16 protein-coding genes are annotated in these 24,756 nt (G+C 69.5%); 9 read left to right on the forward strand and 7 right to left on the reverse strand.

Going from position 1 to position 24,756, the window contains the following annotated elements; translation table 11 throughout:
• Positions 1 to 17 precede the first annotated feature (17 nt).
• Positions 18 to 818 (reverse strand): crotonase/enoyl-CoA hydratase family protein, encoded by an 801-nt coding sequence (locus tag EHO50_RS10925; RefSeq protein WP_128429690.1) that lies wholly within the window; start codon positions 816 to 818, stop codon positions 18 to 20.
• Positions 819 to 984: 166 nt separating this feature from the next.
• Here EHO50_RS10925 and EHO50_RS10930 point away from each other — a divergent pair, with 166 nt between their 5' ends.
• The 3 genes from EHO50_RS10930 (at position 985) to EHO50_RS10940 (ending at position 5,216) form a co-directional block, all read left to right on the forward strand.
• The gene (locus EHO50_RS10930; protein ID WP_128429691.1) at positions 985 to 2,643 is read left to right on the forward strand and encodes an acyl-CoA synthetase; all 1,659 of its coding nucleotides are present in this window, start codon (positions 985 to 987) and stop codon (positions 2,641 to 2,643) included.
• A gap of 317 nt (positions 2,644 to 2,960) precedes the next feature.
• Positions 2,961 to 4,652: an alkaline phosphatase family protein gene (locus tag EHO50_RS10935; protein ID WP_246101164.1), complete on the forward strand. Its 1,692-nt coding sequence runs from the start codon at positions 2,961 to 2,963 to the stop codon at positions 4,650 to 4,652.
• Between the two features lie 138 nt (positions 4,653 to 4,790).
• The gene (locus EHO50_RS10940; RefSeq protein ID WP_128429693.1) at positions 4,791 to 5,216 is read left to right on the forward strand and encodes a hypothetical protein; all 426 of its coding nucleotides are present in this window, start codon (positions 4,791 to 4,793) and stop codon (positions 5,214 to 5,216) included.
• Between the two features lie 117 nt (positions 5,217 to 5,333).
• On the opposite strand, the gene EHO50_RS10945 is transcribed toward EHO50_RS10940, so the two are convergent.
• Positions 5,334 to 6,617, reverse strand: a complete 1,284-nt coding sequence (locus EHO50_RS10945) for a cation:proton antiporter (protein ID WP_128429694.1) — start codon at positions 6,615 to 6,617, stop codon at positions 5,334 to 5,336.
• Between the two features lie 6 nt (positions 6,618 to 6,623).
• On the reverse strand, positions 6,624 to 7,109 hold the full coding sequence (locus EHO50_RS10950) for a cation:proton antiporter regulatory subunit (protein ID WP_181449597.1): 486 nt from the start codon (positions 7,107 to 7,109) through the stop codon (positions 6,624 to 6,626).
• A 429-nt stretch (positions 7,110 to 7,538) separates the two neighbouring features.
• On the opposite strand from EHO50_RS10950, the gene paaK reads away from it, so the two are divergent.
• Positions 7,539 to 8,834 carry a phenylacetate--CoA ligase PaaK gene (gene paaK / locus EHO50_RS10960; protein WP_128429695.1) on the forward strand — a complete coding sequence of 432 codons (1,296 nt, stop codon included), beginning with the start codon at positions 7,539 to 7,541 and terminating at the stop codon, positions 8,832 to 8,834.
• Between the two features lie 27 nt (positions 8,835 to 8,861).
• On the opposite strand, the gene EHO50_RS10965 is transcribed toward paaK, so the two are convergent.
• Positions 8,862 to 10,361 (reverse strand): acyl-CoA synthetase, encoded by a 1,500-nt coding sequence (locus tag EHO50_RS10965; RefSeq protein ID WP_128429696.1) that lies wholly within the window; start codon positions 10,359 to 10,361, stop codon positions 8,862 to 8,864.
• A 121-nt stretch (positions 10,362 to 10,482) separates the two neighbouring features.
• Between EHO50_RS10965 and EHO50_RS10970 the strand changes: the two genes are divergently transcribed.
• The 4 genes from EHO50_RS10970 (at position 10,483) to EHO50_RS10985 (ending at position 18,723) form a co-directional block, all read left to right on the forward strand.
• A complete protein-coding gene (locus EHO50_RS10970; protein WP_128429697.1) occupies positions 10,483 to 12,873 on the forward strand; it encodes a penicillin acylase family protein in 2,391 nt (796 codons plus the stop codon).
• 338 nt (positions 12,874 to 13,211) lie between these two features.
• The gene (locus tag EHO50_RS10975) at positions 13,212 to 14,633 is read left to right on the forward strand and encodes a cytochrome P450 (protein ID WP_128429698.1); all 1,422 of its coding nucleotides are present in this window, start codon (positions 13,212 to 13,214) and stop codon (positions 14,631 to 14,633) included.
• A gap of 73 nt (positions 14,634 to 14,706) precedes the next feature.
• On the forward strand, positions 14,707 to 15,624 hold the full coding sequence (locus tag EHO50_RS10980; protein WP_220096430.1) for a (-)-alpha-amorphene synthase: 918 nt from the start codon (positions 14,707 to 14,709) through the stop codon (positions 15,622 to 15,624).
• A gap of 189 nt (positions 15,625 to 15,813) precedes the next feature.
• Positions 15,814 to 18,723: an ATP-binding protein gene (locus tag EHO50_RS10985; RefSeq protein ID WP_128430654.1), complete on the forward strand. Its 2,910-nt coding sequence runs from the start codon at positions 15,814 to 15,816 to the stop codon at positions 18,721 to 18,723.
• A 33-nt stretch (positions 18,724 to 18,756) separates the two neighbouring features.
• On the opposite strand, the gene EHO50_RS10990 is transcribed toward EHO50_RS10985, so the two are convergent.
• Entirely contained in the window at positions 18,757 to 20,310 is a 1,554-nt protein-coding gene (locus EHO50_RS10990; protein ID WP_128429700.1) for an acyl-CoA synthetase, read from the reverse strand.
• Positions 20,307 to 21,431 (reverse strand): NAD(P)H-dependent flavin oxidoreductase, encoded by a 1,125-nt coding sequence (locus tag EHO50_RS10995; protein WP_128429701.1) that lies wholly within the window; start codon positions 21,429 to 21,431, stop codon positions 20,307 to 20,309. Before EHO50_RS10995 ends, EHO50_RS10990 begins: the two co-directional genes overlap by 4 nt.
• A 236-nt stretch (positions 21,432 to 21,667) precedes the next feature.
• On the opposite strand from EHO50_RS10995, the gene EHO50_RS11000 reads away from it, so the two are divergent.
• Positions 21,668 to 23,437, forward strand: coding sequence for a serine hydrolase domain-containing protein (locus tag EHO50_RS11000; RefSeq protein WP_128429702.1), 1,770 nt, complete (start codon positions 21,668 to 21,670; stop codon positions 23,435 to 23,437).
• Positions 23,438 to 23,449: 12 nt separating this feature from the next.
• Here the strand turns inward: EHO50_RS11000 and EHO50_RS11005 are convergent, their stop codons facing one another.
• Positions 23,450 to 24,727 (reverse strand): MATE family efflux transporter, encoded by a 1,278-nt coding sequence (locus EHO50_RS11005; protein WP_246101107.1) that lies wholly within the window; start codon positions 24,725 to 24,727, stop codon positions 23,450 to 23,452.
• Positions 24,728 to 24,756 lie beyond the last annotated feature (29 nt).

The raw sequence follows: 24,756 nt of genomic DNA on the forward strand, positions 1-24,756 counted from the left end.
CGGGCCGGTCACGACGGTCAGGCGCGCTTGTAGACGGGCGGTCGTTTCTCCGCGAAGGCACGGGCGCCTTCCTTGGCGTCCGAGGTGTCGAAGATCGGCCAGCCGCGCTCGAGTTCGGCGGCGAGGCCGTCGGTCTCGGTCATCTCTGCGGTGTCGTAGACGGACGCCTTGACGGCCTCGACGGCCAGGGGGCCGCAGGCGTTGATCCGTTCGGCGATCTCCAGAGCCTTGGTCAGTGCCGTGCCGTCGGGTACGACGTGCCCGACCAGGCCGATGCCGGCGGCCTCGCGGGCGCTGTACGGACGTCCGGTGAGCAGCATCTCCAGGGCGTGGGTGCGCGGGATCTGGCGTTGCAGACGGACCGTGGAGCCGCCGATCGGGAACAGGCCGCGCTTCACCTCGAACAGCCCGAAGGTCGCCGACTCCCCCGCGACACGGATGTCGGTGCCCTGGAGCATCTCCGTGCCGCCCGCCACGCAGTACCCCTCGACTGCGGCGATCACCGGCTTGCGGGGGCGGTGGTGGCGCAGCATCGCCTTCCAGTGCAGGTCGGGGTCGGCCTTCAGCCGGTCCCGGTACTGCTCGCCCTCCATGCCCCTGCCGGCCAGGGCCTTGAGGTCCATGCCCGCACAGAACGAGCCGCCCGCCCCGGTGAACACGATGGAGCGGACCGAGTCGTCGGCGTCGGCCTCGAGCCAGCCGTCGTACAGACCGACGAGCATCGCCAGTGAGAGCGCGTTCTTGGCCTCCGGCCTGTTCAGCGTGAGCACCAGTGTGGCGCCTTCGCGCTGCACGGTGAGGTGTTCCGTCCCACCCATCGCCCATCTCCCCTCTGAAAGAACGAGAACAGGTTGCAGGAGGCGCCGGGGCACTTCAAGGGTTTTCTGACAGACAGTCAGATTTCTTGTGCGCGGACCCTTCACAGTTGTGCCGCCCTTTGCTCTGATGACCGGCAGCCGGTGGAGAGCGAGGTCAGGAGGAACGGTGGAGTACAACCTTGCCGACCTGTTCGAGTCGGTCGTCGACGTGGTTCCGGGCCGCGAGGCGCTCGTGTACATCGACCATCCGGGCACGGGCGTGGAGCGCCGTCTGACATACGCGCAGCTGGACGCGGCAGCCAACCGGATCGCACACCATCTGATCGACAGCGGGATACGTCCCGGCGAGCACCTCGGGCTCCACCTCTACAACGGCATCGAGTACCTGCAGACGGTGCTGGCGTGCCTGAAGGCGCGGATCGTCCCGGTCAACGTCAACTACCGTTACGTGGAAGAGGAGTTGGTGTACCTGTACCGGGACGCCGACTTGGTGGCCCTGGTCTTCGAGGCGGAGTTCACGGACCGGGTGGCGGCTGCGCTGCCGCGGGTGGACGGGATACGGCATCTGATGCGGGTCGGCGCCGTGGCGTCGGGTGCGGCCGATGCGCGCGGGGCGGCCGATGCGCCGGTCGTGCCGGCCGTGGCGTTCGCGGACGCCGAGGCCGCCGGGTCGCCCGAGCGCGGGTTCCCGGCGCGGTCGGGAGACGACCAGTTCATCATCTACACAGGCGGCACCACCGGGATGCCCAAGGGTGTGATGTGGCGCCAGGAGGACCTGTTCTTCTCGGGGCTGGGCGGCGGCGCGCCGACCGGTGAGCCGGTGAAGAAGCCGCAGGAGCTCGCCGAGCGGGTGGCGGCGGGCGGCGACGGGATCACTTTCTTCCCCACCGCTCCACTGATGCACGGCACCTCCACGCTGACCGCCTTTATCGGCTTCAACTTCGGTCAACGCATCGTGATCCACCGCAAGTTCGTGCCGGAGGAGGTTCTGCGCACGATCGAGAAGGAGAAGGTCACCAGCATGTCGCTGGTCGGCGACGCGATGCTGCGGCCGCTGGTCGACGCACTGAGCGGGCCGATGAAGGGCACGGACTGCTCGTCGATGTTCAGCGTGTCGTCGTCCGGGGCGATCATGTCGGACACGGTGCGCCGGCAGTTCCAGGCGCTGGTTCCGAACGTGCTGCTGCTGAACAACTTCGGCTCCTCGGAGTCCGGCTTCAACGGCACCGCCACCGAGGACTCCGGCCCCGAGCGCGGCTTCCGCATCCGCGTCAACTCCCGTACGCAGGTGGTCGATCCGGCCACGCACGAGCCGGTCGCCGCCGGCGAGGTGGGCCGGGTCGCGCAGTGCGGTCACGTGCCGCTCGGCTACTACAACGACCCGGGGAAAACCGCCGAGACCTTCTTCGAGAAGGACGGCGAGCGCTGGGTGCTGCTCGGCGACATGGCCACGGTCGACGAGGAGGGCGTCGTCACCGTGCTGGGCCGCGGCTCGCAGTGCATCAACACCGGGGGCGAGAAGGTGTACCCGGAGGAGGTCGAGCAGGCGCTCAAGTCCCACCCCGACGTGTACGACGTACTGGTGGCCGGGGTGCCGGACCCGAAGTGGGGGCACCATGTGGCGGCCGTGGTGCAGTTGCGGGCGGGTGCGGTACAGCCTTCGCTGGCGGACATCCAGACCCACTGCCGCTCCCACCTCGCGGGATACAAGATCCCCCGTCAGCTGGTGATCGCGGACTCGATCCGGCGCTCGCCCAGCGGCAAGGCGGACTACCGGTGGGCGCGGGAGACGGCGGTGGCGGCGGTGTCGGCGGCGGACGGGTGAATTCCGGGCAGGCCCGATTGAACCTAAGGTGACGTGCGGACGTACTCGTGGTGGCAGGCTCGTTCATCGGGCGCTGTTTGCCATGCCATCGCAAGACCGCACGGGAGGACCTCCGGGTGTCGCAGGAGGCAACAGACGAAGTAACGCAGGAGAAGGAAGAAGCGGGGACGACGGACGCGGCTGGGGCAGCCGACGGAGCTGACGCTGCTGAGACGGCCCAGGCGGTCGACAAAGCTGACGCAGCTAAGACGCCCCAGATGGTCGACGAAGCCGACGCGGCTGAGACCCCTCAGGCAGTCGAGGCGGCCGGCGAAACGATGGCGAGCCCCTCTCCGGCAGCCTCCGACTCCCCAGCGCCCGGCTGGTTCGGCTGGCGGCGTCGCTACCCCCGTACCGCACGCGGCGTCACCATCGGGACGACGGTCCTGGCCGGCGCACTGCTGCTCTTCGCGCTCCTCGTGCCGAACCGCCTCGAACGACTCGACGCCGAGGCGTTCTTCCGCCTCCCGGCCGAGGGAATCCTGCTCGCGGGCCTCTTGCTGGCGCTCCCGACGCGGTCACGGCGGCTGATGGCCGTGGTGTCGGGCTCGCTCCTCGGTCTGCTCACTGTCCTGAAGTTCGTGGACATGGGCTTCTACTCGGTTCTGGCACGCCCCTTCGACCTGGTCCTGGACTGGATCCTGCTCGACGACGCGGCGGAGTTCGTGCGGGAGTCCTTCGGGCGTACCGGCCAGGTGCTCGCGGTGGTCGGGGTGCTCGTCCTGATCGTCGCGGTGCTCGTCCTCATGACGCTCGCGATGGTGCGGGTGACGAACCTGATGGTCCGCCACCGCGCCGTCGCCGCCCGCACGACACTGATCCTCGGCACCGCTTGGATCACCTGCATGACGCTGAACATCCAGGTCACCAGCGTTCCGCTCGCCACCAAGGGCAACGCCGACCTCGTCAACAACCGTATCGAGCAGGTGCGCGCGGGCCTGAAGGACGGACGGGTCTTCGAGAAGCAGGCATCGGTCGACGCCTTCGCGAAGACCCCGCCGGACCAGTTGCTGACGGGGCTACGCGGCAAGGACGTGCTGTTCACGTTCATCGAGAGCTACGGCCGTGTCGCGATCGACGACCCGGCGATGGCGCCGCAGATCGACGCGGTACTCAAGGAAGGGACGAGCTCGCTCAAGACGGCCGGCTTCCAGTCGCGCAGCGCCTGGCTGAGGTCCCCGGTGACGGGAGCCGGCAGCTGGCTCGCCCACTCCACCTTCCTGTCCGGTCTGTGGATCAAGAACCAGCAGCGGTACCGGAGTCTGACCACCAGTGACCGCGCCACACTGAACAGCTACTTCCGCAAGACCGGTGCCTGGCGCACGGTCGGCGTCGTGCCCGGAGTGCGGCGGGCCTGGCCGGAGGGCAAGTTCTTCGCCCTCGACCACATCTACGACTCCGAGCACCTGGGCTACCAGGGCCCGTACTTCAGCTGGACGCCCGTGCCCGACCAGTTCAGCCTGGAGGCCTTCCAGCGCCTGGAGCACGGCAAGAAGAACCGCGAGCCGATCATGGCGGAGATCATCCTGGCCTCCAGCCACAACCCCTGGTCCCCCATCGCCCGCATGGTCGACTGGGACGACCTGGGCGACGGCTCGGTCTTCCACCAGATCAAGAAGGAGGGCACGGACCCCAAGGAGGTCTGGAAGGACCCCGAGCGCGTCCGCACCGAGTACCGCCGTGCCATCGAGTACTCGATCCACAGCCTCACCGAATGGGTGCAGCGCTACGGCACCGACGACACGGTCCTCGTCTTCCTCGGCGACCACCAGCCCGTCCCGACCGTCACGGCAGGCAGCACGAGCAAGGACGTCCCCGTCACCATCGTCGCCCGCGACCAGAAGGTCCTGGACAAGATCGCCGACTGGCAGTGGACCGACGGCCTCAAGCCGGCCGAGAACGCGCCGACCTGGGGCATGGACAAGTTCCGCGACCGTTTCATGACGGCGTACGGGCCACAGAGGGACTGAGCACCCCGGGTTGGGCCGTTCGGGCATCGCCGACGTGCGAAGAAGTCGTATGGCGTAGCAGGACGCGCCGGTGAGCGGGTGGTCTCCCTACGGTCGCAATGACGGTCGTCGAGACCGCAGGACCGAAAGGGAGCGCCCGTGAAGCGACGCATCCACGCGATATGCGCAGCCGCGATCACCGTCCTTGTCACCGCAGGCCCGGCGAGCGACATCGCCCACGCCCGGAACGACATGGACTGCAGCGACTTCGCCTTCCAGGAAGACGCACAGGCGGAGTTCAACCGCGATCCCGACGACCACCATCGCCTGGACGAGGACCGAGGGAGGCACGACGGCATCGCCTGTGAGGTCCTGCCCCACCGCAACGCGGCCGTCTCCACGCCCCTCCCCATACGCTCGCCGATCCCCACACTCTCGCCCCTCCCCACACAGGGAGTCAGGGGCGGCCTGGGCGGTAGCACGGGACCGGCGAGCTTCGAGGTGGCTCTGGGAGCCGGCCTGGCCGTCGGTGCGGTGGCTCTGACCGCCGGGTACTTCGTGTACCGGCGCCGGTTCAGCCGCTGAGGCGCACCTGCTGTCCGGCGGACCGCCCCTGACTGTCCGTAGCCGATGTGTGGCCCTCCCATACGGCGGCCGCAGACCGGCAACCCCCGGCCATACCAGGCACCACGTGGCCCTCGCTCACGTTCGGGGCCGACCGACGACGTCCTGGTCCTCCACCACATCGTGCGGTGCGTCCGCCGACGGGTCGGCCTCGACCACGGCCTCGCTCGCCGTGGATGCTGAGCGCCCCGGCGCACGCCTGCCCAGACGCTCCGTCAGACGGGTTGCCAGGGGCTCGGTGTAGCGGGCGGTCAGCGGGCCCAGGACCACCAGGATCAGTACGTAGCCAGTGGCCAGCGGGCCCAGTGACGGCTCGATGCCGGCGGTGACGGCGAGCCCGGCGATGACGATGGAGAACTCGCCGCGGGCGACCAGCGTGCCGCCCGCACGCCAGCGGCCCTTCGCGGAGATCCCGGCGCGTTTGGCGGCCCAGTAGCCGGTGGCGATCTTCGTGAGCGCGGTGACGACGGCCAGGGCGAGCGCGGGAAGCAGCACCGGCGGGATGCTCGCGGGGTCGGTGTGCAGACCGAAGAAGACGAAGAACACGGCGGCGAACAGGTCCCGCAGCGGCGCCAGGAGGTGGTGCGCACCCTCGGCCACCTCACCGGACAGCGCGATGCCGACCAGGAACGCGCCGACGGCGGCGGAGACCTGGAGCTGCTGGGCGAGTCCGGCCACGACGAGGGTCAGGCCGAGCACGACGAGCAGCAGCTTCTCGGGGTCGTCGCTGGAGACGAACCGGGAGATGTGGCGGCCGTAGCGCACCGCGAGCAGGAGGACGAGTCCCGCGACGCCGAGCGCGATGGCGAGCGTGACGCTTCCCGCGGCGAGACCTGCACCGGCGAGCAAGGCGGTGACGATCGGCAGGTAGACGGCCATGGAGAGGTCTTCCAGGACCAGGATGCTCAGGACGACCGGGGTCTCGCGGTTGCCGAGCCGCCCGAGGTCGCCGAGGACCTTCGCGATGACACCGGAGGAGGAGATCCAGGTGACGCCGGCCAGTACGACGGCGGCGACCGGGCCCCAGCCGAGCAGCAGCGCCATGGCGGCACCGGGCAGGGCGTTGAGCGCGGCGTCGAGGAGACCGGCCGGGTACTGGGTCTTGAGGTTGGAGACCAGATCGCTGGCCGTGTACTCGAGGCCGAGCATGAGCAGCAGCAGGATCACACCGATCTCGGCGCCGATGGCGACGAAGTCCTCGCTGGTGCCCAGGGGAAGCAGACCGCCCTCGCCGAAGGCCAGCCCGGCCAGCAGGTACAGGGGGATCGGCGAGAACTGGAACCGCCCGGCGAACCGGCCCAGCAGACCCAGGGCGAGGATGATCGCGCCGAACTCGATGAGGAAGACCGCGGAGGAGTGCATCGCGGCTCACTCCCGTCCGAGTATCGCGGCGGCCGCCTCCACACCCTCGCGGGTGCCGATCACGATCAGGGTGTCTCCGCCGGACAGCCGGAAGTCCGGCGTCGGCGAGGGGATGGCCTCGGCGCGGCGCAGCACGGCCACGATGGACACGCCGGTCTCGGTGCGCATCCGGGTCTCGCCGAGCAGCCGTCCGTTCCAGTGCGACGTGGCGGACAGCTCGACCCGCTCGGCGACGAGGCCCAGTTCGGTGGTGGACAGCAGGTTGGGGCTGTGGTGCGCCGGCATCAACGCGTCGATCAGCGTGGCCGCCTCACCCGAGGTGAGCCGCACCGACAGCGCACAGGCGTCCGGATCGTCCTTGCGGTACGCGCTCAGCGTCCGCGATCCGTCCCGGTGGGCGACCACCGACAGGCGGCGCTGTTCGCGCGTGGTGAGGTCGTAGCGGACCCCGATGCCGGGCAATGGCGTACTGCTCAGGCGTGGAGCGCCCACAGCTGTCCCCCCTCGTTGAGGTCCCTCTTCCAGCTCTCTTTGACGAAACTTTAACGACCGGCGAGCAGCCGGGCCGATCCAGCCCGTTCGACGGCGAGGACGAGGACGGGGCGGCGAGTCGGGAGAGCGCGGAGCGGGTGTGGGCTGGTCCCATGTGGGCGCGCCTCATGTGGGCCAGCCCCATGTGGGCCCGCAACACGTCGACGTCGTCCACAAGATGGTCGCAGCGGTACGTGGGCTGGATCCACCGGCACCGAGGAGTCCCCGGTGCCACGCAGGTCCGAGGTGCTCCATTCTGAACGGCGCCACTCGCAGAAAGTACGAGCCACCCCCTTGCCTGATCATTCGCCGCCTGGATTACTGATCCCGAACAGCCGGACCGAATGATCGGTCGCCCGGATTGATGTGGTTGGCGAGGGAGAACTCCCCATGGCGGATGCGACGGAGCTGCTGGACTCGGGGGAACGGCTCGGCCCGGAGGCGTTGCGGGCGTTGCAGCTGGAGCGGTTGCGGACGTCACTTCGGCACGCGTACGACAACGTGCCGTTCTACCGGGAGTCCTTCGACAAGGCAGGCGTACGGCCCGACGACTGCCGTTCCCTCACCGATCTGGCCCGCTTCCCGTTCACGACCAAGGCCGACCTGCGCGAGAACTACCCGTACGGGATGTTCGCCGTGCCCCAGGACCGTGTTCGCCGCATCCATGCCTCCAGCGGCACCACCGGACGTCCCACGGTCGTCGGCTACACGGACGCCGACCTTTCCCTGTGGTCCGACATGGTGGCCCGCTCGATCCGAGCGGCGGGCGGGCGGCGCGGGGACAAGGTGCATGTGGCGTACGGCTATGGGCTGTTCACCGGTGGGCTCGGCGCACACTACGGTGCCGAACGGCTCGGTTGTACGGTCATCCCCGCGTCCGGCGGTATGACGGCCCGCCAGGTCCAGCTGATCCAGGACCTCAGGCCCGAGATCATCATGGTGACGCCTTCGTACATGCTCACTCTCCTCGACGAGTTCGAGCGGCAGGGCGTCGATCCGCGCGGTACCTCCCTGCGTGTGGGCATCTTCGGTGCCGAGCCCTGGACGGAGCAGATGCGTCAGGAGATCGAGGAGCGGTTCGCGATCGACGCCGTCGACATATACGGGCTGTCCGAGGTGATCGGGCCGGGGGTCGCGCAGGAATGTGTGGAGACCAAGGACGGGCTCCATGTGTGGGAAGACCACTTTTTGCCCGAGGTCGTCGATCCGATCACTGGTGAGGTGTTGCCGGACGGCGAGGAGGGCGAGCTGGTCTTCACCTCGCTCACCAAGGAGGCCATGCCCGTCATCCGGTACCGCACGCGGGATCTGACGCGGCTCCTGCCGGGCACCGCCCGGGTGTTCCGGCGGATGGAGAAGATCACCGGGCGCAGTGACGACATGGTCATCCTGCGCGGGGTCAATCTCTTCCCCACACAGATCGAGGAGATCGTGCTCCGGACACCTGGGGTGGCGCCACACTTCCAGCTGCGGCTCACCCGGGAGGGCCGTCTCGACGCCCTCACGGTGCGGGCGGAAGCTCGCCGCGACGCGTCGCCCGAGACGAGGGACGCCGCCGCGCAGGCCATCGCGGCGGCCGTGAAGGACGGCATCGGGGTGTCGGTCGCGGTGGAGATCGTCGAACCGGAGTCGCTGGAACGGTCCGTGGGCAAGATCAGGCGGATCGAGGACCTGCGGCCCCGCTAGCCGCAGCCGCTGCCGAACCGGCCTCGGCTAGTCACCGGCGAACCGGTCCCGCAGCTCCCGCTTGAGGATCTTCCCGCTCGCGTTGCGCGGCAGCTCGTCCACGAACACCACCCGCTTGGGCGCCTTGAAGTGGGCGAGCTTCTCGCGCGCGTACTCGATCAGTTCGGCCTCGGTCACGCCGCCGCGTGGGACGACGACCGCCGTGATCGCCTCGATCCACCGTTCGTCGGGCAGGCCGATGACGGCCACCTCGCCAACGCCCTCGTGCGTGTACAGCGCGTCCTCGACCTGGCGCGAAGCCACCAGTACGCCACCGGAGTTGATGACGTCCTTCACCCGGTCGACGATGGTGAAGTAGCCGTGCGCGTCCCGCACCGCAAGGTCGCCGGAGTGGAACCATCCGTCCCGGAAGGCCTCGGCGGTCTCCTCGGGCTTGTCCCAGTAGCCCTCGCACAACTGCGGGGAGCGGTAGACGATCTCGCCGGGCGTGCCGTCGGGCACGTCCTCGCCGTCCTCGTCGACCACACGGGCGTCGACGAAGAGGACGGTGCGGCCGCAGGAGTCCATGCGGCCCTTGTGTTCGTCCGGGGCCAGCACGGTGGCCAGCGGGCCGATCTCGCTCTGGCCGAAGCAGTTGTAGAAGGCGAGCTTGGGCCACCGCTCACGCAGCCGCTCCAGTACCGGCACCGGCATGATCGACGCGCCGTAGTACGCCTTGCGCAGTCCATCCAGGTCGCGGGTCGCGAAGTCGGGTCGGTTGGCCAGGCCGATCCACACGGTGGGCGGCGCGAACAGACTGTCCGCGCGGCCCGCTTCGATCAGATCGAAGAGCTGCTCGCCGTCGGGCCCGTCCAGGATGATGTTCGTGGCGCCGACCGCCAGGTACGGCAAGAGGAACACGTGCATCTGCGCCGAGTGGTACAGCGGCAGCGAGTGGACGGGGCGGTCGCCGGCGCTCAGATCGAGGGCGGCGATCGCGCTCAGGTACTCGTGGACCAGGGCGCGGTGGGTCATCATCGCGCCCTTGGGCAAGGCGGTCGTACCCGAGGTGTAGAGCAGTTGCACCAGGTCCTCGCTGCGCGGCTCCGGGCCGTCGTAGGCGGACGCCGTGGCCTGCCGCGCCAGCAGTGAGTCGTCGGCATCGCGCAACGGCAACGTACGGACACCGTCCGGGAGGCGGTCCGCCAGGTCCGGGTCCGCGAGGACCAGGGAGCTGCCGGACTGGCCGACGATGTACGCGAGGTCGTCGCCGGTGAGGTTCTGGTTGACGGGGACGTGGACGAGGCCCGCGCGGGCGCAGGCGAGGAAGGCGATGAGATAGGCGTCCGAGTTGTGTCCGTAGGCGCCGACCCGGTCGCCCGGGGTGAGGCCCTGGTCGAGCAGCACGCGCGCCGCGCGCGATACGGCCTCGTCGAGTTCCTCGTACGTCCAGGAGCGGTCGCGGTGGTCGACCGCGACGCGCGCCGGGGTGCGTCGGGCACTTCGGCGCAGTACTCCGTCAACCGTGCTGCCGTGTCCTGGCGTCATGACACATGATCCTCGGTGTGTCGCACGGACAGGTCAAGCAGGACGGCACGAGACTGCACCGGGGGCACATACCCGTTGGTACGCTCAACGGTTCCTTCCCTCAATGACGTTGGGAGGCACGATGCGCACCCGCCCCAGACGGCTCGTCGTCGCGGCCGTCGCCCTGCTCGCCGCCACGGCCGGACTGCCCGCGACCGCGGCCGAACGACAGGACCGGAACGACAGTCAGGGCCGGCAGGACCTGCACGAACAGCTCTCGCACGGCGGCCTGTCCGCCGACGTCCGCTATACCGAGTACGGCATTCCGCACATTGTCGCCAAGGACTACAAGTCCCTTGGTTTCGGAACCGGTTGGGCGCAGGCCGCCGACCAGGTGTGCACGCTGGCCGACGGGTTCGTGACCGTGCGCGGCGAGCGCTCGCGGTTCTTCGGGCCGGACGCGGCGACCGACTTCTCGCTGTCCTCGGCCACCAAGAACCTCTCCAGCGACCTGTACTTCCGAGGCGTACGCCAGACGCGCACGGTGGAGAAGCTCCTCGCCGAGCCGGCACCGCGCGGTCCGAGCCGTCAGGTCAAGGACCTCATGCGGGGCTTCGCGGCCGGGTACAACGCCTGGCTGAAGCAGAACCGGGTCACCGACCCCGCGTGCAAGGGCGCCGCCTGGGTGCGGCCGGTCACCTCGCTGGACGTGGCCGCCCGCTTCTACGCCATCACCGTGCTCGGCGGCCAGGGCGGCGCGGTGGACGACATCACGAGCGCCCAGCCGCCCACCACCGGATCAGCCGCCATGGCCCGGGGCACCGGGACCGGTCCGAGTGCCGCGGCCCTCATCCGGGCCGTGCGCGAGCGGACGGCCGACGCGGGCATGGGGTCGAACGCGGTCGCCCTCCGTGGCGACACCACAGCAACAGGCCGAGGCCTGTTGCTGGGCAACCCGCACTACCCGTGGCACGGCGGACGCCGCTTCTGGCAGGCGCAGCAGACGATTCCCGGCGAGCTCGACGTGGCCGGTGCTTCGCTGCTGGGTTCACCGACGATCTCCATCGGCTACAACTCACATGTGGCGTGGAGCCACACTGTTTCTACGGGCGTCCCGTTCAATCTGCACCGTCTGACCCTGGATCCGGCCGACCCCACCGTCTATGTGGTGGACGGTGAATCCGAGCGGATGAAGAAGCGGACCGTGACCGTCGCGGTCAAGGGCGGCGCACCGGTGACCCGCACCCAGTGGTGGACCCGGTACGGCCCGGTGGTCGCCTCCGCCGACGGCGAGCTGCCGCTGCCCTGGACCGCGTCGACGGCGTACGCGATCAATGACCCCAACGCGGCCAACATGCGTTTCGCCGACACCTCGCTCGGTTTCAGCAAGGCGCGCGGCACCGCCGACGTCCTCGCCTCCCTCGCCCGGCACCAGGGGCTCCCGTGGGTGAACACCGTCGCCGCGGACTCCTCGGGGCATTCCCTGTACACCCAGTCGCAGGTGCTGCCCCGGATCACCGACGACGTCGCGGCGCGGTGTTCCACGGACCTCGGCAAGGTCACCTACCCGGCGGCGGGCCTCGCGGTCCTCGACGGCTCCCGGGGCGACTGCGCCCTGGGGCGCGACACCGACGCCGTCCAGCCCGGGACCTTCGGGCCCGCGCACATGCCTACGCTGAAGGACGCGCCGTACGCGGAGAACTCCAACGACAGCGCGTGGCTGGCCAACGCCGACCGGCCGCTCACCGGATACGAGCGGATCTTCGGCAACATCGGCACCCAGCGCTCGCTGCGCACGCGTGGAGCGATCGAGGACGTGGCGGCGCTGGCCGAGCGGGGCGGGCTGACCGTCCGGGATCTGGAGCGGCAGCAGTTCGCGAACCGGGCGCCCGCGGCCGACCTGGCCGCGACCGACACGGCGACGGCGTGCGCCGCGCTGCCGGGCGGGACGGCAACAGGAAGTGACGGCAAGGCCGTTGACGTCACCGAGGCCTGTTCGGTGCTCGCGGGATGGGATCGCACCATGGACACCGGCAGCCGGGGCGCCCTGCTCTTCGACCGATTCTGGCGAAAGCTGACGGCGAAGGTGCCGGCCGCGCAGCGCTGGAAGGTGCCCTTCTCGGCGGCGGACCCGGTGCGCACGCCGAACACCCTCAACACCGCCGCCCCCGGCTTCGCCGCGGCCCTCGCGGACACGGTCGCCGAACTCCGGGCGACGGGCATCGCCCTCGACTCCCGCCTCGGTGAGCACCAGTTCGTCGTACGGAACGGTCAGCGCGTCCCCGTTCCGGGTGGCACGGAGGGGCTGGGCGTGTGGAACAAGATCGAGCCGGTGTGGAATCCGGCGGGCGGCGGCTACGCGGAGGTGACGACCGGATCCAGCTACATCCAGGCCGTGGGCTGGGACGGCGGCCGCTGCCCGGTGGCCCGGACGCTGCTGACGTACTCGCAGTCCTCGAACCCGAGGTCGGCCCACTTCAGCGACCAGACCCGGTTGTTCTCGGGTGAGAAGTGGGTGACCGCGCGGTTCTGAGAGAAGGACATCCTGTCGTCTCCCGCCCTGAAGGTCGTCCACGTACGCGAACGCTGAGCGACTGTGGTCCCGTCCCACATGGGGCGGGACCACATAGGGCGGGGCCACATGGGGCGGAACCACATCTGAGTGACAGGTGAAATTCGCCTATCGCCGTACGATGCATCAACTACCCCTGGCCGAATGCTTCCTTTGCTTCTCCGTGCCCCTGTGCGCCCCTTTGGAGAAAGGTTTCCGGAAACCGATTGCTGCTTGAACTGGGCAGGACTTGTCTCAAGTGTCAAGTCCGTGGCACGTTCACCGATTTTTTGCGTGTCACATCAGGCAGGAGGTTTCCCATGAGCCGTGCTGTGCCTGAACAGGAGCGAGTATGGCGGACAGGTACTGCTCCAGGCATATTCCCCATCCTCGGTCACGGTATCGCGTTGTTCCGTCAACCGCTGGTGTTTCTGAATTCTTTGCCCTCGTACGGGGATCTGGTCGAGATACGGCTGGGCCCCCAGCGCGCCTGGATGGTGTGTCACCCGGAGCTGGTCCACGAGATGCTCAAGGATCCCCACACCTTCGACAAAGGGGGCCCGCTCTACGACAAGCTCGGGAAGCTGATGGGCGACGGTCTCGTCACCTGCCGCCAACCGGCGCATCGGGAAAAACGCAGGCTGCTGCAACCAGGTTTTCGCCCTTCCCACGTCGCCACCTACGCGAACCTGGTCGGTGAGGAGGCCGAGTCGGTGTGCCAGGCGTGGTCTGCCGGGCAGGCGGTCCGCGTCAGTGACGCGATGATGGCGCTGACGACCCGGGTGATCAGCCGTGTTCTCCTCTCCGACTCACTCGACGACGCCACGTCCGCCGAGGTGCGGGACTGTCTCACCGTCATCGTCCGTGGCCTGTTCGTCCGCACGGCCGTGCCGATCGACGCCCTGTTCCGCCTTCCCACTCCCGCCAACCGCCGCTATCTGCGCGCGGTCGACCGGCTGCACACGATCATCGACGCCGCCATCGCGGACCGTCGCCGGGGTGCCTCCCACGACGATGTGCTGGGAACCCTGTTCGCGGCCACGCGGGGGGAGGGCGGAACGCCGGCGATCACCGACCAGGAAGTCCACGATCACCTGATCACGCTCCTGCTCACCGGTGTCGAGGCCCCCGCGCTGTGCCTGGCCGACGCCTTCAGCCTGCTGGCCCGCCATCCGGTGGCGGAACGCCGTCTGCACGCCGAGCTCGACGCCGTTCTCCCCGGAGGTCGCCGGCCCGGCCCCGACGATCTGCCGCACCTCGTCTACACCCGGTGCGTCGTCTCCGAGACGTTGCGCCACACCTCGCCCGGCTGGCTCTTCACCCGCCTCACCACCAAGGAGACGGAACTCGCCGGGTGCCGCCTGCCGCAGGGCGCCACCGTCCTGTACAGCCCCTATCTCCTGCACCACGACGCCTCGTCGTTCACCGAACCCGATCGTTTCCTCCCCGACCGCTGGTTGCCGGGGCAGGTCACCGCCGTACAGCGCCGCGCGATGATGCCGTTCTCCGCAGGCAGCCGCAAATGTCTGGGAGACGAGTTCTCCATGGTGGAGGCCACACTGGCGCTCGCGACCATTGCCGGGCGCTGGCGGCTGCGCCATCTGCCCGGGCATGTCGAACCCAAACCGCGCCCCGCGATCACTCTGGGGCCGCGCACCCTGGTCATGGACTGCGAACCCAGGGCCACACATCGCGTATCGGATTCCTGGACGGCAGGTGGCAACGGTGTCGACAACGCATGAGGAAATCACGGTCGGTGTGCAAAACGGAACTCCGGTTCCCCATCTCAAGGAACTGATCGACACCCACCTCCACATGCCCTTCCCATTCATGCGGAATCGCCATGAATCCGCAGTCACGGCCGGCGTCGACGCATGGTTGGCCGTGTGGGGTCTGACCGACGATCCGGAGGTGGCGTCGATGATCGCCCGCACGCGCCCCGCCGAGCTCGCCTCCTACAACTGCCCCACCATGGATTCCGGTCTCCTCCAGATCGTGGCCAATCAGATCGCCTATCAATTCGTCTTCGACGACCGGGCGGAGGAAATCGGCCGGCACTCTCCGGGTCTGCTCCTGCCCATGCTCTTCGAGAGCATCGCAATTCTGCGGGACAGCCGACAGCCCAGCACTCCGCTCGGCGCGGCCCTGGCCGATCTCCACCGGCAGGTCCGGGAACGGTGCACGCCGGCCCAGGCCGCCCGGTGGGCGTGGAAGAGCCGTGAGTACGTGCACGGCCTGTTGTACGAAGCGGTCGCACAGGCCGACCCCCTCCCCCTGCGGACCGGGCACTGCACGTCGATACGGTCACTGACCGCGGGCGTCGAGCCGTTCCATCCGCTGTGCGAGGCCGCCCAGCCGCACGAGCTGAGCCTCGCCGAACTCCACCACCCCGTCGTACGCCGACTGGGCCGGTTGTCCGCCGACGCTGCGGTGTGGATACCCGACCTGTTCTCCGCGGTGAAGGAACAACGCGCAGGCGGAATGATCAACCTGGCCCTCGCGCACCAGCGCGAACAGCGCTGCTCGCTGCCGGCGGCCGTCATGCTGGCCATCCGGCAGATCAACGGCACGATCAAGGAGTTCCAGGGGCTCTACGCGCAGGTCGAACCGGAGTTGAGCCCCTCGGGCGTCGGCTATGTGGAGGGCATGATCGGCTGGATCCGCGGCTGTTACTACTGGTCCCGAACCGTGCCGCGCTACGCGGATGCGGCGTGTGTGTCGGCGCTCCCGTGACGGCCGCCGTCACGGGGCGGTGAAAAGGCTCCCGGGAAGGGGCCCATCCGAATTTCCTACCCGAGAAACGGGCTTTCTCATTCCCCTCGATCCATGATTCATCCATTGGTGCACATTCCGGCCTGCCGTACCTCCAGGAGGCGTACGCTCGGCTGCTCCGAGGCCGAACTACTGAAGGCGGTACGGCACATGGCGAAGGAGCCGCGGCCCCCGGTCACCGAGCAAGGGATGTTGATCGAGCGGCAGCGGGAACTTCATGCCCTCGACGCCGCGTTCAAGGAACTGCGGCACACCACGGACGGCGTTCCGCGGGCGCGGCGCAGGGGGCTGCTGGCCTTCACCGGGTCGGCCGGGCTGGGCAAGACCGCTCTCATCAGGGCTGCCCGCTCCCGGGCTGCGGCGCACGGGTTCACCGTGCTCTCGGGCCGGGGCGGTGAGAAGGAACAGGGGCTGGCGTTCCGCGTGGTGCGCCAGCTCGTGCAGCCTCCGCTGGCGAAGATGGACGGGGCGGACCTCCGCTCCTTCCTGGGCAGTTGGTACGACATCGTCGCCGCCGCGCTCGGTCTCGAGGCGCGCGACCCCGTCCCTGTGCCGGACCCGACGGGGGTCCGCGAAGGCCTCGACTGGGTCATGACGCGTCTCACGGTGAAGAAGGCGCCCGTCGTGCTGCTCCTGGACGACCTGCACTGGGCGGACGCCGAGTCCCTCAACTGGCTCTCCTCCTTCGCGCAACGGGTCGAGGACCTTCCGCTGCTGATCGTGCTCGCCTACCGGCCCGACGAACTGCCGCCCGAGGCGGAGGAGCTCCGCAGACTCGTCGGACGACACGGGGGCCGTCCCCACGCCTTGGACCGGCTCACCGCCGACGGAGTGGCGCGGATCGTCAGGCACGAGGTCGGGGAGGAGGCCGAGGACCGGTTCTGCAAGGAATGCTGGTCGGCCACCGGCGGGAGTCCCTTCGAGGCGGTGGAGCTCGCCTTCGAACTCGGCGAGCGGAAGCTGAGGGGCGCCGAGGGCGACCTGCCTGCGATGCGTGAGCTGGCCGCGGCGGTCAAGGGCCCGGGGCTGATCGAGCGTCTCGAAGGGCTCGACACGTCGACCGTCCGCTTCGCGCACATCGCGGCCGTGCTGGGTTCGCCCTTCTCACCGCAGCTCGCCGCGACGATCGCGGTGCTCGGCGACGAGGCCGTCGCCGAGGCGACCCAGCAGTTGCGCGCCGCCCGGATCCTGGCCGACGGTCATGGTCCCGGGGGTGAGCTCGAGTTCGTTCACCCACTGATCGCCACCACGATCTACCGGTCCATCCGCTCAGCCTTCCGGGTCGGTCTGCACAACGCCGCCGCGGAGGCCGTCCTGGCCGCGGGGTACGGCCCCACCGCCGCCGCCCGGCACCTGCTGGAGGTCCCCTGCGAGGGCAACCCCGAGGCGGTCGCATGTCTGCGCGAGGCGGCCGGTGAATACCTTCGCGCCGGGGCGACCGAGGCGGCTCGGCGTCTGTTGACCCGTGCGCTGCAGGAGCCGCCGCTTCCCGAGGACCGTGCCGCGATCCTTCACGAGCTCGCGTGCTCCACGTTCCTGATCGAGCCCACGGCCACCGTGCGGTATCTGCGCCAGGCGCTGGCGGAACCCGACGTCGACCCCGATCTGCGCGCCTCCATCGTCTATCGGCTGACGCAGGCTCTGGCCCACACCGATCAGCTGGCGGAGGCCGTGACCGTGGCGGCCGAGGAGGCGCGGCAGGCCACGAATCCGCGCGTCAAACTGCGTATGCAGGCCGATCATTTCGTCTGGAGCATGGTCCGCACCGATGACCCCGACTCGCCCGCCCGTTCCCGGACGCTGACGCGGCTGGCCGAGCAGTTGCCCGGTCGCAGACTGGAGGAGCGCTACATCCTGGGGCTGCGGGCCTGGGACGCGGTGAAGCGCGGCGAACCCAGGCAGACCGCCCTCGCCTACGCCGAGAAGGCCCTGCGCGGCGGCATGAGCTGGACCGACGAGAACCGGGGTTTCGAGGTACCCGTTTCGGTCGCCCTGGTGTTCATGTACGGCGACCAGCCGCGACGGGCCGAGGAGTTGTTCAACAAGGACATCGAGGAGTGCGCGGCCAAAGGCTGGCGCGGCTCTCACCTCGCCTTCGGCCAGACCCTCGCCGGCTACATCCGCTACCGCCGCGGCTGCCTGGCCGAGGCCGAGGACCGCGTACGGGAGGGGCTGCGCATCGCCGACAAGGTGGAAGGGGCGGTGCCCGCCCAGTGGTTCGCCGTCGGCATTCTCATCAAGACCCTACTGGCCCGTGGGCGCATCGCCGAGGCGCGCGCACTGGCCGACGAGCACCACTTCGGGGAGATGACTCCGAACGCCGTCATCTACCCCGACCCGCGCACCGTGTACGCGGAGCTGCTCCTGGCGGAGGGGCGGCACGCCGAAGCGGCGGCGCTGTTGTCCTTGGTCGGGGACTGGCTGGACCAGCGAGCGTGGCGCAATCCGGCCTGGTGCCCGTGGCAGCTGCGGCTCGCGTCCGCGCTCGCGCCCACCGCACCGGACGAGGCGGTCGACCACGCCCAGGAGGCCGTCAAGCGAGCCCGGGACTTCGGCGCCGCCTCCACCATCGGCCAGTCCCTCCACACCCTCGCCGAGGTGACCGGCGGGCCGGCGGCGCTCGACCTGTACGCGGAGGCCGTCGAGCACCTGGAGCAGTCACCGTCCTCGTACGAACTCGCCCGCGCCCTGGTCGGCCACGGCGCCTCGCTGTCCCGCAACGGGCGGCTCCAGGAGGCCGCCGATCGGCTCTACCAAGGCCTGGAAGGCGCCGTCCACTGTGGGGCCGAGGCGCTCGCCGCCCGGGCCAGGGAGGAACTGTCGGGGGCCGGTCTGCGCCCGCTGCCGCTGCGGTATGTGCAAGCCGACACGCTGACCGCTCAGGAACGCCGTACCGCCGAACTGACCGTCCAGGGCCAGCCGGTGGCAGTGGTCGCCAAGGAGCTGCGTCTCACCGAGCAGGGCGTGCGGCACTTGCTGTCCTCCGTCTACCGCAAGATCGGCACCGACGCCAGCGGCCTCGCCCTGTGCCTGGAGTCCGTGCCCCGCCATCGCGCCTGAAACCGCCGGCCCCGGATCCCGTGTCGGCCGCGGTCACACGGGGCGTGAGCGGCCCTTCCAGTACGGATCCCGCAACCGCCGCTTGTACAGCTTCCCGTTGGGATCGCGTGGCATCTCGGTGATGAAGTCGACGCTCTTGGGCCGCTTGTAGCCGGCGAGTTGCTCGGCACAGTGGTCGAGGATCGCGGCGGCGAGGTCGGGGCCCGGCTCGTGGCCGTGGGCCGGTTCGACGACGGCCTTGACCTCTTCGCCCCAGTCGTCGTGCGGGATGCCGAAGGCGGCGGCGTCGGCGACGGCCGGGTGGGCGAGGAGCGCGGACTCGATCTCGGCCGGGTAGATGTTGACCCCGCCGGAGATGATCATGTCGATCTTGCGGTCGCGCAGGAAGAGGTAGCCGTCCTCGTCGAGACAGCCGAGGTCGCCGACGGTGAAGAAGTCACCGATGCGGTTCTTCCTCGTCTTGGCCTCGTCCTTGTGGTAGGCGAAGCCGCCGGTGTTCATCTTCAGGTAGACGGTGCCGAGTTCGCCTGGCGGGAGCCGGTTGCCGTCGTCGTCGAAGATCGCGAGTTCGCTGATGGGCCAGGCCTTGCCGACCGTGCCGGGCTTCTTCAGCCAGTCCTCGGCGGTGGCAAAGGCGCCGCCGCCCTCGCTGGCCGCGTAGTACTCCTCCACACATGGGCCCCACCAGTCGAGCATCGCCCGCTTCACATGGTCGGGGCAGGGGGCGGCGCCGTGGATGGCGTGCCGCATGGAGGAGACGTCGTAGCGGGCGCGCACCTCCTCGGGCAGGGCGAGCAGGCGGTGGAACTGGGTCGGGACCATGTGTGTGTGGGTGCACTTCTCACGGTCGATCAGCCGGAGCATCTCCTCGGGCGTCCACTTGTCCATCAGCACCAGACGGTGGCCGATGTGCAGGGACGCGCCCGCGAACTGGAGGACGGCCGTGTGGTAGAGCGGCGAGCAGACGAGGTGCACGTTGTCGCCGAACGGGCGGATGCCGAAGATGCCGAGGAAACCGCCCAGGTACGCCTCCTCGGGGACCTTGCCCGGCAGCGGGCGCCGGATGCCGCGCGGTCGGCCGGTGGTGCCCGAGGTGTAGTTCATGACCCAGCCGAGCTCGCGATCCGCAGGCGCCGACTCCGGTTGTCCGTCGAGGAGTTCGGCGTACGGCCTGAAGCCCTCGACCGTGCCGATCGCGTACCGGTGGGTGCCGGGCAGGCCGGCTTCGTCGGCGGCGTGACGTGCGGGGGCGGCGAAGCGTTCGTGGGCGAGGAGCACCTTGGCGCCGGAGTCGGCGACGATCCAGGCGATCTCGGGGCCGACGAAGTGGTGGTTGATGGGGACCAGGTAGAAGCCGGCCTGGCTGGCGGCGAGGTAGGCGGTGAAGAACTCGGCGCTGTTGGGCAGGACGACGGCGAAGGCGTCGCCGCGTTCCATCCCGGCCGCGCGCAGGCCGTGGACGAGGCGATTGGCGGCGGCGTGCAGTCGGCCGGCGGTCCACTCCTCGCCGTCGGGGGCGACTAGGACCGTGCGGTCGGGGTCGGCCGCTGCCTGGGCCCAGAAGCCCGCGGGGGGTGTGCTCGTCACTGGCCGCTCCTTCCGGCGATGCGGTTGATGCGATCGACGGCTTGCTCGAAGCCGCGGGTGAGGTCGTCGACGACGGCCTGGACGCTGCGTTCGCTGTTCATCCGGCCGACGATCTGGCCGACGGGTGTGCCGAGCAGCGGCTCGACCTCGTACTTCTGGATCCGGGAGACGGCCTCGGCGACGAGCAGCCCCTGCAGGGGCATGGGGAGGGTGCCGGGCCCGTTCGTGTCGTCCCAGGCGTCGGTCCACTCGGTGCGCAGCTGACGTGCGGGCTTTCCGGTCAGGGCGCGGGAGCGCACGGTGTCGCCGGAGCCTGCGGCCAGCAACTTCTGGATGAGCCTGGGCGAGGGCAGTTCGGCCTCTGTGGTGGTCAGCCATATGGAGCCGAGCCACACACCCTGTGCGCCGAGGCTGAGTGCGGCAGCCACCTGTTGGCCACTGCCGATCCCCCCGGCCGCCAGGACGGGCAGCGGGTCGACCGCTTCCACCACCTCGGGCGTGAGCACCATGGAGGCGATCTCTCCGGTGTGGCCGCCCGCCTCGTAGCCCTGGGCCACCACGATGTCGATACCGCCCTCTTTGTGCTTGACGGCGTGCCGGGCGCTGCCCGCGAGCGCGGCGACCAGCACACCCCGGTCATGGGCGCGCTCCACGACGTCCGCGGGCGGTGAGCCCAGGGCGTTGGCGAGCAGCTTGATCGGGTAGTCGAAGGCGACGTCGAGCTGGCTGCGGGCGACCTGCTCCATCCACCCGGTGATACGCCAGCCGGACGCCTCCCCCTCGGCCAGTTCGGGCACGCCGTACTTGGCGAGAGTGTCGTTGACGAACTGCCGGTGCCCCTCGGGGATCATCGCCTCGACATCGGCCTCGGTCAGTGTTTGATTGTTCGGGGCCTGCACCTTCTTGGCGGGCATGACGACATCCAGGCCGTAGGGCCGGCCGTCGACATGGGCCTCGATCCAGTCGAGGTCGCGTTTGAGGTCGTCGGGGGCCGTGTAGCGGACCGCGCCGAGCACTCCGAAGCCGCCGGCCCGGCTGATGGCCGCGGCGACGGCGGGGAACGGCGTGAAGCCGAAGATGGCGTGCTCGACTCCCAGTTTCTTGCTCAGCTCCGTCTGCATGGGCGCAGGATGCCGCAGTCCTCCGGACGACGGAAGGCCTTTTCTGATACACCGTCAGATCTCTTTGGGCCGACCGTCCAGGCCTCTTGGGTCGACCGTCCAGGCCTCTTGGGTCGACCGTCCAGGTCTCTTGGGTAGACCGCCCCGTTGACACGACCCACACCTGACACGAAAGTTTCACCACGCAAGGTGATCCCGGAAAGATACTTTCAGCCGGAGCGGCGGGAGGAACCTCGATGACGGACGACAGAAGCAGACTGACCCGGCGTCAACTGGGGCGAACAGCCCTGGTCCTGGGCGGCGCCCTGGCCATCACCCCCTTCCCCGTCGGACCGGCGATAGCCGCCTCCTCGTCCGGCCGCAGCACCTTGCGCCACGGCTCCCCCGAACGCGCCGGGCTCCTCCCCGCCCACCTCCACCGACTCGTCACCGACGCCGAGACGTTCCTCGACCCCTCCCCCAAGCACCCCTGGTACGCGGGCGCCGTCCTGCTCGCCGGGCGCGGCGGCACCGTAGCCCTGCACCAGCCCATCGGGATGGCGTTGCGCTACCAGGCGTACGACGAGAAGACCGACACCGGCGTCGAGTTCCCGCCCGACCAGCAGATCCCCATGGCCGAGGACACCGTCTTCGATCTGGCCTCGGTGTCCAAGCTGTTCACCTCGATCCTCGCCGTGCAGCAGATCGAACGGGGTGCGCTCGGGCTGGAGGCGACGGTCGCCTCCTACCTCCCGGACTTCGGCAGCGCTGGCAAGCAGGACATCACGATCCGCCAACTCCTCACCCATACCTCGGGGTTCCGCGCCTGGATCCCGCTGTACAACGCGCCGACGTACGAGGAGAAGCTCCAACTCATCTGGAACGAGGCGCCGCTGAACGCGCCGGGCACCAAGTACCTCTACTCGGACCTGAATCTGATCTCCCTCCAGCTCGTCCTGGAGAAGATCACCGGCCGTGAGCTCGACATCCTCCTCCGCGACGAGATCACCGCCCCGCTCGGCATGCGCTACACCCGCTACAACCCTCCCGCCGCCTGGAAGCCGAAGATCGCGGCCACCGAGGACGCCCGGCGCCCCTGGTCCGGCCTGGACCGTGGGCTCGTATGGGGCGAGGTGCACGACGAGAACGCCTTCAGCCTCGGCGGGGTCGCGGGCCACGCGGGCGTGTTCTCGAACGCCTGGGACCTCGCGGTCCTCGGCCGGACGCTGCTCAACGGCGGCGCCTACGGCCGCTCCCGCATCCTGGAGCCGGAGTCGGTGGAGTTGATGTTCACGGACTTCAACACCGCATTCGCGGGCGACGAGCACGGCCTCGGCTTCGAGCTCTACCAGCACTGGTACATGGGCGCGATGGCCACCCCGCGCACCGCGGGGCACACCGGCTTCACCGGCACCTCGCTGGTTCTCGACCCGACGACCGACTCCTTCCTCGTCGTACTGGGCAACTCGGTCCACCCCGTGCGCAGTTGGCGCTCCGGTTCCGCGCCCCGGGTCGCCGCCGCCGACCACATGGCGCGGGCCGTACCGGTACGCCCACGGCACGGTCGTACCGCGTGGTTCTCGGGAATGGCGAGTGCCACGACCGCGACCCTCGCGCTCCCCGCGCTCGACACGACCTGCGGCGACGTACGGCTGCGCTGCGCTCTGTGGTGGGACACCGAACCCCAGTCGGACGCCCTCACCCTGGAGTCGACGACCGACGGGGGCACCACCTGGCAGCAGCTCCCCTTCACGACAACCCGCCACGGCGAGCGACCCCAGGATCACCCGACCGGCACGGTGAACGGCTGGTCGGGCCGCGTCTGGCACCGGCTCACGGCCCAGCTCCCGGCGCACCGGCAGCTGGTGATCCGCTGGCGGTACACGACCGACCGCCTGTACGTGGGCCGTGGCGCGTACGTCGACGGACTGCGCGTCGAAACGCCGGCCACCGTCCTCTTCGACGAAGCCCGCCCTGCGGACGCGGCGCGGATCGAGGCGACGGGCTGGGCAGCCTCCGCCGACTGAATTCTCAGCCCCTCAGTCAGTGCTGTGTCGGTGAAAGGAGTAGGCCTTGCTGACTGCCTGGAGGAGGTTGGCAAGGGCGAGAGCCGTCCATAGAGCGGTAAGCCCTCCGGTTGTGGCTACCGGAGCGGCGACGGCGGCCAGGCCTCCGTAGCAGATGAAGGTCGACACGAAACTCGGCACGGTGCGCTTGAGACCGATGAGGCCGAAGCCGACGACTGCCTGCAGCGCGTCGGTGACGACCACGACCAGCACCAGGGGCAGAAGGTCCGTGATCTGGGGCCGCACATCGACGTCCTGGGTGAACAGCGGAACGACCCACGAACTGAGGGCGATCACCGTTGCCGCGATGGACCCCACAACGGCCAGTGCCAGCCACGTGCCCGCCCGAACGCTGCGCCGAATGCGCGCGCTGTCGTGCTTCGTTGCGTAGTCGGAGATCAGTGGGACGGTGGCCTGGCCGACCGCCACCGCAGCTGTGAAGATGAGGTTGACCAGGGAGATGCCGACGCTGTGAACCGCGGCGCTGTCCGTCCCCATCCTGGCGGCCGCGAAGGTCAATACGCCCAGGACCGCGAACTTGACGAGTACCGTGCCGGCCAGCGGAATCCCCACGGTGCCCAATGCCCAGACCTGCTTCACATCAGGCCGGCCCGGATACAAAGAGTGGCCGCTGAGCACGGTAGAGCGGCTGATGGCCACCTGGTTGACACAGGCGCTGACCACGCTGGAGGCGAGCATGGCGATGCCTGCCCCGGTCAGGCCGTAACTCGGCAGCGGGCCGGGAGCACCCACGAGGAGGACGGACAGCATGGTGGATGCGGCGGTCCCGAGCAGTCCGGCCCGCATCACCGACTTTGAGTGGCCGAGTGCCACCAGGACGGATGTTGCTGACGAGCTGACCGCGATGGCGAGTACGCTGCCGGCCAGCAGGAGGGGGAACATTCCCAGCTGGTCGAGGGTGGTGCGGGGAACCTCGGCCGCTCGGCCGATCAGAGGAACGGACGCGACCGCCGCCGCAGCGATGGCGCCGACGGTGATCGCGAGCCACGTTCCGCTGCGCACCACGGGCAGGAGACGGTCGGGATCCTCCTTGCTCGGCGTGACGAACGGCATCACACCGCGCAGCGCGCCTGCCACCGTGGCAGTAGCGGGGCTGAAGACGGCCATGGCGACGGCGAAGGCCGCGAGGGTTGCGGTGGCGTGGTTGCCGAGCAGTGCGGTGTCGACCAGGGCGCCGGCTGAGGCGGCGATCATCGTCAGGTACAGCGGGAGCGCTGCAGCCGCTATCACGATCCACGTACTGCGTCCGGCTGGTCCAG

This window comes from Streptomyces cyaneus, assembly GCF_004028635.1.
GTDB lineage: Bacteria > Actinomycetota > Actinomycetes > Streptomycetales > Streptomycetaceae > Streptomyces > Streptomyces cyaneus.

Bases quoted from the DNA above. Each gene is read 5' to 3' on its own strand.
- EHO50_RS10935 (WP_246101164.1), top strand. From the start codon at position 2,961: ATGGCGAGCCCCTCTCCGGCAGCCTCCGACTCCCCAGCGCCCGGCTGG.
- EHO50_RS11000 (WP_128429702.1), top strand. From the start codon at position 21,668: ATGACGGACGACAGAAGCAGACTGACCCGGCGTCAACTGGGGCGAACA.
- EHO50_RS10995 (WP_128429701.1), bottom strand. From the start codon at position 21,431: ATGCAGACGGAGCTGAGCAAGAAACTGGGAGTCGAGCACGCCATCTTC.
- EHO50_RS10985 (WP_128430654.1), top strand. From the start codon at position 15,814: ATGGCGAAGGAGCCGCGGCCCCCGGTCACCGAGCAAGGGATGTTGATC.
- EHO50_RS10975 (WP_128429698.1), top strand. From the start codon at position 13,212: ATGAGCCGTGCTGTGCCTGAACAGGAGCGAGTATGGCGGACAGGTACT.
- EHO50_RS10945 (WP_128429694.1), bottom strand. From the start codon at position 6,617: ATGCACTCCTCCGCGGTCTTCCTCATCGAGTTCGGCGCGATCATCCTC.
- EHO50_RS10925 (WP_128429690.1), bottom strand. From the start codon at position 818: ATGGGTGGGACGGAACACCTCACCGTGCAGCGCGAAGGCGCCACACTG.
- EHO50_RS10965 (WP_128429696.1), bottom strand. From the start codon at position 10,361: ATGACGCCAGGACACGGCAGCACGGTTGACGGAGTACTGCGCCGAAGT.
- EHO50_RS10980 (WP_220096430.1), top strand. From the start codon at position 14,707: ATGCCCTTCCCATTCATGCGGAATCGCCATGAATCCGCAGTCACGGCC.
- paaK (WP_128429695.1), top strand. From the start codon at position 7,539: ATGGCGGATGCGACGGAGCTGCTGGACTCGGGGGAACGGCTCGGCCCG.
- EHO50_RS10970 (WP_128429697.1), top strand. From the start codon at position 10,483: ATGCGCACCCGCCCCAGACGGCTCGTCGTCGCGGCCGTCGCCCTGCTC.